This window comes from Pseudoalteromonas sp. S1609, from assembly GCF_005887255.1.
Lineage (GTDB): Bacteria > Pseudomonadota > Gammaproteobacteria > Enterobacterales > Alteromonadaceae > Pseudoalteromonas.
Window position 1 is genome coordinate 1 of sequence record NZ_PNDJ01000101.1, and the last position, 9,911, is coordinate 9,911.

The following is a 9,911-nucleotide window of genomic DNA, read 5'->3' on the forward strand; positions in this document are numbered from 1 at the left end:
TTCGAGGTTCGAGGTTCGAGAAATTTAAAAGCCTTGCGGTTAACATTACAAGGTTTTTTATGCCTGAAGGCGATAGTTAGTCTCGCGTCGAGTTTAGGTTTTAAGCCCGCAACCTGACAGCTTGTCTCAAACACAAAAAAGCCCGCAACGTTAACTGCGAGCATTTTTATTGAATGAGTGAGTCAGCCGGTAAGCCGGGTTCTGTCCTTTCCGAAGAAAGTGATAATCATTCGTCTAGGCCATAAATCGCTCTATGGCTCAAGCAACCTACCCGGTTCCAACGTGGGCCACGCCATAAGGAACCCTATTTGGTCTTGCTCCGAGTGGAGTTTACCTTGCAACCGACTATTACTAGCGGCCCGGTGCGCTCTTACCGCACCCTTTCACCCTTACCAATCCGAAGATTGGCGGTCTTCTCTCTGCTGCACTTGTCGTGGGCTCACGCCCCCCAGCCGTTAACTGGCACTCTGCCCTATGGAGCCCGGACTTTCCTCCCCCTGATCATTTTCGTCACAGGCAGCGATTATCTTGGCTAACTCGGCGCGCAGTATACATGAGAGCACAACACTACGCAGTAAACATTTACTGTTTTTCTTCAATAATTGTTTTATACAACGCGTTTTTCTTCATGCCGAAGTAATCAGCTACTACACCACACGCTTTTTTCATTGGCATTTCGTTTTCGAGTAACGCTAACATTTTACGAGCTTCTGGTGGAACATCGTCAACTATCTTAGCTTTCCCTGGCAGCATGAGTACTATTTCGCCGCGTTGTTTAGTTGGATCGTCAGTTAAAAACTGCTTTAACTCAGCTACGGTGCCATTAAAAAAGGTTTCAAAGGTTTTAGTTAGCTCTTTGGCAAATACCACCTGCTGCTCACTACCTAGCGCAGCTTCTAAATCGTCAAGGCTTGCCATAATACGGTGGGTGCTTTCATACATAATACTGGTAATACTTGAGTTAACCGCATCTATAAAAAAGTCTTGGCGCGCTTTACTTTTAGCAGGTGTAAAACCAATAAATTGAAAACGGTCAGTAGGTAACCCAGAACAACATACCGCCGTAATAGCAGCACATGCACCAGGCACGGGTGTTACACTTGCGCCCTGCTCACGACATAAGTTAACCACCGCATAGCCAGGGTCGCTTATAAGCGGCGTGCCGGCATCAGAGACCAGTGCAATATTTAACCCTTGATTAAGTTGGTCGATAATTTGCTGCGCTTTTTGCTTTTCGTTATGGTCATGTAACGCAAAGGTTTTAGCCTTAATACCAAAGTGGCTAAGTAGCTTACCAGTATGGCGAGTGTCTTCAGCCGCGATTAAGTCGACCTGCGATAATGTCGCGATTGCACGCTGACTTAAGTCGTCATAATTGCCGATTGGGGTGGCAACAACGTAAAGAGTGCCAATTTTCTGTGAATTCTCCTCATTTAACATTGAGGTCTCCTGCGTCAGTCAGTAATATAAGCAAATCGCGTTAACGTATGGGAAATCATTGTGCGACTTAAACTAGTTAGTCTATTAATTATATTGTCAGGGTTATCGGCGTGTAGCACAACCGAAAAACCAACTAAAACCAGCGATAACTTAAGTAACAGTGCCAATACGCTGAAAAATGAAGCACTGAATGCGCAATCTATTTACCAATTAGCGCAAAACCGCTATGGCGCTGATAAAATTCAGCTACTTTATAGTGCTCGTGATAGCGCAATTACAGAAGAAAACTGGCCACTACTCGAAAAAATATGCACTGAACTTGCACTTACCGCCAGTGTTGATCAAATTCAAAATCGTTTATACATTGCCTTTGCGCAAAAAGAGCAAAATAAAAATCAGCAAGCACTTGAGGTACTAAACACCCTGGAGGGGCAACTTAAGCAACCTGAGCATTTTGCTTGGCACCAATTTTTAACTGCCAGCATTTTTGCGTCGCAAGACTTACCAAAACGTGCAGCTCCTTACTTTTTTGCTGCCTCTGAATCGGTAGCAAAAAATAATATTTCTATCCCTAAACTTAATGACGCACTTTGGCATAATTTAAAGCAGCTTTCTTCGTATGCATTAGAGCGATTTAACCGTGGCTCGGTTATTCAACAAGGCTGGGTTAACTTAGCTTTGTATCATCAGGTTTATGCCAACAGCTCTGTTGATTTAGACCAAGCGATTAATAATTGGCGCCGCCGTTACCTTGGGCACCCTGGTACCAATGTTCTACCAAAACAAGATACTTACGCCAATAAATTAGCACCACTAAATATTGAACGCTTAGTTGTGCTATTACCTCAATCGGGGGCTAACAAGCGCTTAGGGGATGCATTAAAAGCAGGCATACTGGCTGCGCTTGATAAAAAAGAGATTAGCGAAACGCTGTTTATTGATGAAAATATCGAAACCGAAGCGTTGAGTGCACAGATAACACAATTACAACCGGACTTTGTTATTGGCCCGCTATTAAAAGCCAATATAGATAAGCTCGCTAATACCAATACATTACTCGATATACCCACATTACATTTAAATACCTTTGATGGCGAACGAACCTCTTTGCAGCACTACTTTTTTGCGCTTAATCCTGAGCATGAAGTACAACAAACTCTAGAGCATTTTTTAGCGCAAGGTTATCAAAAACCTATGTTGCTAGCGCCAAATAATACCAATGGTCAGCGCTTAATTGACTACTTTAACCTGCAATGGCAACGCTATAGTGAAACAACCACACAAGTTGGCTTTTACAACGACAATAAAGATATGCCCAATACCATTACCAGCTTGCTAGAAGTTGATAAATCAAAAGAGCGTATTAAATCGGTTAAAACACTTTTTAATAAAGAAGTAGAAAGTGAAACCCGTTCACGTGGCGATATTGATGCAATTTATATATTAGGTGACGCCATAGAGACCCGATTAATTAAGCCTTACCTAGATGTTAACGTAAGCACCTTTGCCGACAGAATCCCTATTTACGCCAGCTCTAAAAGTCATAGTAAGCAAATAGATACCACTGACAAAGGCGATTTAGATGGGCTTTACTTTACCGAACTTCCTTGGATGTTAGACTCACAAATTACGCAGCATAATCTACGTAAGCAATATAATGATTTATGGCCTGAACAGGCTGATATTAGCCAACGTTTATTTGCCATGGCCTACGATGCCGTCGCCATGCTGAATGATATTAGACAGCTGAGCATTACACCCGATAAATACTTTTCAGGCTTAAGCGGTAAATTGTCCATTAATAGTGCCGGTGATATTGAACGATCACTGCAATGGGCGCAGTACAGCAATCGCCGTATAAAACCTGTGGAATTAAAAACGCAACGCCCTGTGCCGCTATTTATGCAATCAGCAAACGATGGCATAACCATAATTAACTAAGGGGTTAGCATGTCGTGGTTTAAACAGCTGTGGCAAAATAGTCGTGAAAAAGGCCAGTATTATGAGCGCCAAGCGCAAAAGTATTTAGAAGCGCAAGGTTTAAAAGCGATTGAGCGTAATTACTACTGCCCCTACGGCGAACTTGATGTCATTATGAAAGACGGTGACACCTTAGTGTTTGTTGAAGTTAAGTTTCGTAAAAATAACATAAAAGGCGGCGCTAATTATGCGCTAAGCCCGCAAAAGCAAGCTAAGTTAAAGCGCACTATTTATCATTACCTTGGTGCTAAAAACTTAAAAAACCAGCCATTACGTATTGATTACGTAGCTATAACAGGCGAACCGTCATTACATATTAACTGGCTGAAAAACGTATTTTAATATCTGATGTATAAAAATAAGACGATTACAACAGCTTCATGCTGAGCATACAGTTAAGCATTAGCTAACGCCTAGAATAATTACCTTTTAATAAAGCCGGTGTGAGCTCACACAGAATTAGAGATAAATTGTTGGTAACCCATGCAAGATACAATTAAAGAAATTTTTAAAGAAAGTATTCAAGTTCAAATAGCCGCAGGCGAAGTGTTGCCAAGCGCGTTAGAATCAGCGGCATTTACCATTGCACAAAGCCTGATCAATGGGAATAAGTTGATCTGTTGCGGTACTGCAAATTGCCATATGCTGGCGCAACACATGGCAGGCGTACTGGTAAATTTTTACGAAACAGAACGCCCTTGCTTACCTGCAATCGCTCTCTCACAAGAAAATATTAACTTAGGCCAAGGCAATCAAATAGATGACCACGATACCTTTGCACGCCAAGTTCGTGCCTTTGCTCAGCAAGGTGACTTATTATTGGTACTTGCCATTAATGGTAATGAAAAACACATAATTTCTGCAGTAGAAGCGGCACTTACCAAAGATATGAAGGTCATAGTAATGGTAGGCGATGATGGCGGCGAACTCGTTGGCTTGCTTGGCCATAACGATGTAGAAATTCGTACGCCGTCTAAACGCCCGAGTCGCATTATTGAATCGCATTTAGTGAACCTTCACTGTTTAAGTGAGTTGGTGGATTTAACCCTTTTCCCTCAGGACGAAAATTATGTTTAAACGCTCCCTAATTATTTTAGGCACTGTTGTGTTATTACAAGGCTGTGCCGCTGCTGTGGTCGCCGGTACAGCCAGTGCTGTTACTGCCGCTAACGATAGACGAACCATTGGGTCACAAATAGACGACAACAACATTGAAATAAAAGCCAGCATTGCTATTAGTGAAGATGAACGCCTTAACAAGTTTGCTCATATAAGCGTTATAAGCGTAAATGGCGTGGTTTTAATGGTAGGCCAAGTGCCTAACCAAGAAATGAAAAACCAAGCGTTTAAAACCATTGAGAACCTATCTGGTATCCGCAAAATTCATAACCAACTTCGCATTGGCTCTAATATTGGAATCACCACGCAAACACACGATTCATGGTTAACCTCAAAAGTAAAAGCGCAGCTTTTAGCGGCTGAAAACATCAGCAGTAATAATATAAAAGTAGTGACTGAAAATGCCGAAGTATACTTAATGGGACTAGTATCTGACGCTGAAGCAAACCAAGCCGTTAATATAGCTCGCAACATCTCTGGCGTAGAGCGAGTAGTTAAAGTATTTGAGTATTTGTAAAAGTCCGAGGTTCGAGAAATTTAAAAACCTTGCGGTTAACATCGCAAGGTTTTTTTATACCTGTAGGCGGGAGTTTACCTCGCGCAGGGTTTAGTAAAATGCGCGGCATAAAGCCCCGCCTACAAAATCATTTTGAACCACAGAGTACACAGAGACGCTTCGCGCTACACAGAGAAGACAGGACAAATAAAACATGCCTTTAATCATTTCCTCTGTGTGCTCTGCCCCCTCTGTGGTGAATAAAATCTCTTTAAAATCTTTTTGCACAAAGAGAAGTGAATAAGGAGTAAATGAGATGACAGTAACCATTAGCTCAACTGATTAATTCGAGTCTCTAGGCCCGTTGCTCGCCTCTCACAGCCCGCTGCCCACTGCCCACTGCCGTGAACCCAAACACCCTGCTTGGCTTAATCTCTACCTAACACCTAGACCTAATACCTAAAACCTGCTCTTCACTTTAGACCAGACGCGGTGTAAACCCGCTGCTACACCAATCAATCTTAAACCGCCTCTCGCCGCCCATTGCCCGTTGCCCGTTGCCCGTCACCCGTAAACTTTCACATTTGTACAGACATAAAAAAACCGCTTATTAAGCGGTTTTTTTCTAATATTTACTAGTTATTTTATAACACGTAAATGTGAGCCTTTTTTCTTTTCAGGCTTGGGAGCTGGCGCTTCATCAACTGTCTCTGGTGATGAATCGACACTTTCAAGCTCTGGAGCAAAATCGTCTTCGTCCTCTAAAAACTCATCTGCAGTAAAGACTGTGCCTTCGCCATTTTCACGTGCATATATTGCAAGTACAGCCCCTAAAGGCACGTAAACTTGCATTGGCTGACCGCCAAAGCGCGCGTTAAAGCTAAGCTGAGTATTATCTAACGAAAACTGCGTAACCGCCGAAGGGCTTATGTTCAATACAATTTGGCCATCTTGAACAAACTGTGTTGGCACTTGCACTGCAGGAAAGCCAGCATTCACCACTAAGTGTGGCGTGCATTCGTTATCAACAATCCAATCAAAAAAAGCGCGTAGTAAATAAGGACGATTAGAAGTCATTATAAACGGATCTCACGCTCTGCTTCAGTTAAAGAAGCTTGGAATGATTCACGTTCAAATAAACGGATCATATACTCTTTAAGTTCTTTAGAGCCTGCACCATTAAGCTCAATACCAAACTCTGGTAAACGCCATAATAGTGGTGCTAAGTAACAATCAACTAAGCTAAACTCTTCACTCATAAAGTAAGGCGCTTCACTAAAGATTGGTGCTATTGCAAGTAATGCTTCTGTCAGCTCTTTACGAGCTTGCGCGGCATCAGATGTGTTGTTAATGATTTTTTCAGCTAGGCTGTACCAATCAGTATCAATACGGTGCATCATTAATCGACTACGACCACGCATGACCGGATATACAGGCATTAGTGGAGGATGAGGAAAACGTTCATCAAGGTATTCCATGATGATGTTTGCCTGATATAAACCAAGCTCACGGTCAATCAGTGTTGGCACTGTGCCGTAAGGGTTAATTTCGTGAAGTGCTTCTGGCAGGTTATCCTTTTCAGCCATATGAATATCTACACTTACACCTTTTTCAGCAAGTACAATGCGTACTTGGTGGCTATACATACAGTTAGCACCAGAAAAAAGGGTCATTACAGGGCGCTTATTGGCAGCTACGGCCATGCCTACCTCCATTAAATAACTAAAACAGCAATAGGGGCTTAAGCCCCTATTGCAAAATTACCTTTAAATATGTTCAAACTTAATGAACATCTCTCCAGTATTCTTTCTTCAGCATAAATGCCAAGATAAATAGGATAATTAAAAATCCGATTACCTTAATACCTAGCGCTTCCGACTCGAGACGTGTAGGTTCACCTACATACTCTAGGAAATTCGTTAAATCACGAACTGCTTGGTCATATTCATCTACACTTAATTCGCCCGTACCATCTGTTTTTGTACCAGTAATATGAGTGGTTGTTTTACCGTCTACTGTTACTTCTTCAGTAATTGCAGTAGGAACACCTTGCAACTCTTGAAGAACATGTGGCATACCCACCGATGGGAATAACGTATTATTTACGCCAAACGGACGAGATTCATCTTTGTAAAACGATTTTAAATAGGTGTAAATCCAATCACTGCCACGCACACGCGCAACGTTGGTTAGATCCGGCGGAGCCGCACCAAACCATTTTGCAGCATCTTCTTTTGCCATCGCGTTAAGGATATGACCACCCACTTTTGAACCATCAAAAATAAGTTGCTCTTGACCAATCTCTGTTGGAATACCAATGTCACGGAAAGTACGTTCATAACGTTGATACTGCATTTGGTGACAACCAAGACAGTAGTTCATGAACAACTTTGCGCCACGCTGCAAAGAAGGTTGATCAGATATATCGTTACCCGCTTCCATTAGAGGAACTGACGGGCCAGCCGCCATTGCAGGTAACACGTTTACTGATAAAGCAAATAAACCTATTAATAGCTTTTTCATCATTTCGTTAACCTCTCAGGCAATGGCTTAGTTTTTTCATTCTTACTGTAAACGAATAACAGTACGAAGAACATAAAGTAAGTCACAGTACAGACTTGCGAAACAATCGTTTTAAAATCAGTTTGTGGTGTAGCACCAACCCAACCCAAAAGAACGAAAGTAACAACAAAACCTGCAATGTTCCATTTGTGGAAACCACAACGGTAACGAACTGAACGAACCGAACCACGGTCAATCCAAGGTAATAATGCTAGCACGACAATTGATGCACCCATTGCAGCAACACCCATTAGTTTGTCAGGGATTGCACGTAAGATTGCATAGAATGGCGTGAAGTACCAAACAGGGAAAATATGCTCTGGTGTTTTAAGTGGGTTAGCTGCTTCAAAGTTTGGCGCTTCTAAGAAGAAACCACCCATAGCAGGCATAAAGAACACAACCCAACAGAACAAGATTAAGAAACCAACCACGCCCACAATATCTTTTACTGTGTAATAAGGGTGGAACGGAATCGCATCAATAATGTCTTTTTTATCAGTGTAGTATTCATGGAACTTAAATTTAGGCTTGTCTTCTTCAGCCACAGTTCCTTTTTTACGTTTGTTATCAATACCGTCTGGGTTATTAGAACCCACTTCGTGTAGTGCAACAATGTGTAAAAATACTAAGATAACAATAACCAATGGCAGTGCAATTACGTGTAATGCAAAGAAGCGGTTAAGCGTTGCACCTGAAATTACATAGTCACCACGGATCCACAGTGTTAAGTCATCACCAATAACCGGGATAGCCCCGAATAATGAAATGATTACCTGTGCACCCCAGAACGACATTTGGCCCCATGGTAATAAGTAACCCATGAATGCTTCAGCCATTAGGGCTAAGAAAATGAACATACCGAATAACCACAGTAATTCACGTGGTTTTTGGTAAGAACCGTAGATCATGCCACGGAACATGTGCATGTAAACAACGATGAAAAACGCAGATGCACCCGTTGAATGCAAATAACGTAATAACCAACCGTACTCTACATCACGCATGATGTATTCTACTGATGCAAATGCACCTTCAGCAGATGGTACATAGTTCATCGTTAACCAAATACCTGTAAGTATTTGGTTTACTAGTACTAACATAGCTAGAGAGCCGAAGAAGTACCAGAAGTTAAAGTTTTTTGGTGCTGGATACTGTGCAATGTGCATGTTCCAAACACGTGTCATTGGGATACGGTCGTCTATCCACTCAACAATTTTACCAAACATTAGGCCACCCCTTGTTCTTCGCCCACTAAAATAGTGGTCTCATCAAGAAAAGTATATGGTGGAATTTCTAAATTCAATGGTGCAGGTACCGATTGGAATACACGGCCAGCCATATCAAACTTAGAACCGTGACATGGACAGTAAAAACCGTCATCAGTCCCTTCCACTTTCTCACCAAAGCCACCTTGTAAAAAGCTAGGTGAACAACCCAAATGCGTACAAATACCTACAGCGACAAAAATCTCTGGGCGTAATGAACGAAAATCATTGGTTGATGATTCTAATTGTTGTGGCTCTTGCGATTGCGGATCACGAAGTTGACCTTCATGTTCTTTCATCTGCTCAAGCATTTTTGGGGTCCGTGATACAACCCATACAGGTTTACCACGCCACTCGACACGTATTAATTGTCCTGGCTCAAGTTTGCTGATATCTACTTCTACAGGCGCACCCGCAGATTTAGCTCGCTCACTTGGATTCCAAGACGCAATAAAAGGAACAGCAGCCCCAGCCGCACCAACACCACCAACAACAGAGGTAGCTATGGTTAAAAAGCGACGTCGGCCATTGTCTACAGGCGCATTGCTCATCCACTTATCTCCACTATGATTCTCAACACTTGCTATATTGAGAACATCAGTTACAGCAGGTTAATTTTTCGAATTTTAAAAGAGAAACGATCATAATTAAAACCCTTGTTTAAAACAAGGTTATTCACAGCCTCCTGCTCGAATAAACCTGACTTGCTCAAATAGTTGATTAAGTAAGCTCGAGTATGAAACCAAATGACTATAGTATCGCTTCCGTAAAAACAATTTGTAAACAAGTACAATCTCACCAACTAAGTACAGTAACAACTGAATTTGGCGACATTAAACTCATTCACTTTATTTGCCCGCCAATTGTAGCAAAAAAATTCACCAATTAACTGATGGATTTAAACTAATTGCGATAATTATTTAACTTTTTTTGCGTTAGTCGGTCATTTTTAAGCTTTCGTTCAATAAATACGCATGCTTTGCCGATTCTGATCAAGCTAATGTCGACATTAGTCGTAAAGGGAGGATTGAAGGTTAAAGGTTAAAGGT

At 41.8% G+C, this 9,911-nt stretch carries 10 protein-coding genes and 1 other RNA gene; 4 read left to right on the forward strand and 7 right to left on the reverse strand.

The features are described from left to right. Positions 1 to 174: 174 nt before the first annotated feature. Together rnpB and rsmI are read right to left on the reverse strand one after the other, a co-directional pair. Positions 175 to 540, reverse strand: an RNA gene (gene rnpB / locus CWB76_RS18755) — RNase P RNA component class A. Positions 541 to 582: 42 nt separating this feature from the next. After that, positions 583 to 1,440, reverse strand: a complete 858-nt coding sequence (rsmI, locus tag CWB76_RS18760) for a 16S rRNA (cytidine(1402)-2'-O)-methyltransferase (protein WP_138609654.1) — start codon at positions 1,438 to 1,440, stop codon at positions 583 to 585. 60 nt (positions 1,441 to 1,500) lie between these two features. On the opposite strand from rsmI, the gene CWB76_RS18765 reads away from it, so the two are divergent. The 4 genes from CWB76_RS18765 (at position 1,501) to dolP (ending at position 5,056) form a co-directional block, all read left to right on the forward strand. Beyond that, positions 1,501 to 3,381, forward strand: coding sequence for a penicillin-binding protein activator (locus CWB76_RS18765; RefSeq protein ID WP_138609656.1), 1,881 nt, complete (start codon positions 1,501 to 1,503; stop codon positions 3,379 to 3,381). A 9-nt stretch (positions 3,382 to 3,390) separates the two neighbouring features. Further along, entirely contained in the window at positions 3,391 to 3,762 is a 372-nt protein-coding gene (locus CWB76_RS18770; protein WP_008110719.1) for a YraN family protein, read from the forward strand. A 141-nt stretch (positions 3,763 to 3,903) separates the two neighbouring features. Further along, positions 3,904 to 4,497: an SIS domain-containing protein gene (locus tag CWB76_RS18775; RefSeq protein WP_008110721.1), complete on the forward strand. Its 594-nt coding sequence runs from the start codon at positions 3,904 to 3,906 to the stop codon at positions 4,495 to 4,497. Beyond that, the gene (gene dolP / locus CWB76_RS18780) at positions 4,490 to 5,056 is read left to right on the forward strand and encodes a division/outer membrane stress-associated lipid-binding lipoprotein (protein WP_008468380.1); all 567 of its coding nucleotides are present in this window, start codon (positions 4,490 to 4,492) and stop codon (positions 5,054 to 5,056) included. Before CWB76_RS18775 ends, dolP begins: the two co-directional genes overlap by 8 nt. Before the next feature lie 618 nt (positions 5,057 to 5,674). Here the strand turns inward: dolP and CWB76_RS18785 are convergent. The 5 genes from CWB76_RS18785 to petA all read right to left on the reverse strand — a co-directional run bounded on the left by CWB76_RS18785 (position 5,675) and on the right by petA (position 9,413). Further along, a complete protein-coding gene (locus CWB76_RS18785; protein ID WP_138609658.1) occupies positions 5,675 to 6,112 on the reverse strand; it encodes a ClpXP protease specificity-enhancing factor in 438 nt (145 codons plus the stop codon). After that, on the reverse strand, positions 6,112 to 6,738 hold the full coding sequence (sspA, locus tag CWB76_RS18790) for a stringent starvation protein SspA (RefSeq protein ID WP_008110861.1): 627 nt from the start codon (positions 6,736 to 6,738) through the stop codon (positions 6,112 to 6,114). The genes CWB76_RS18785 and sspA overlap by 1 nt, the downstream gene beginning before the upstream one ends. A 79-nt stretch (positions 6,739 to 6,817) precedes the next feature. Beyond that, positions 6,818 to 7,561, reverse strand: a complete 744-nt coding sequence (locus CWB76_RS18795) for a cytochrome c1 (protein WP_109875379.1) — start codon at positions 7,559 to 7,561, stop codon at positions 6,818 to 6,820. Further along, positions 7,558 to 8,823: a cytochrome b gene (locus CWB76_RS18800; protein WP_010390662.1), complete on the reverse strand. Its 1,266-nt coding sequence runs from the start codon at positions 8,821 to 8,823 to the stop codon at positions 7,558 to 7,560. The genes CWB76_RS18795 and CWB76_RS18800 overlap by 4 nt, the downstream gene beginning before the upstream one ends. Continuing rightward, complete coding sequence (gene petA, locus CWB76_RS18805) at positions 8,823 to 9,413, reverse strand: ubiquinol-cytochrome c reductase iron-sulfur subunit (RefSeq protein ID WP_010390661.1); 591 nt, start codon at positions 9,411 to 9,413, stop codon at positions 8,823 to 8,825. The genes CWB76_RS18800 and petA overlap by 1 nt, the downstream gene beginning before the upstream one ends. Positions 9,414 to 9,911 lie beyond the last annotated feature (498 nt).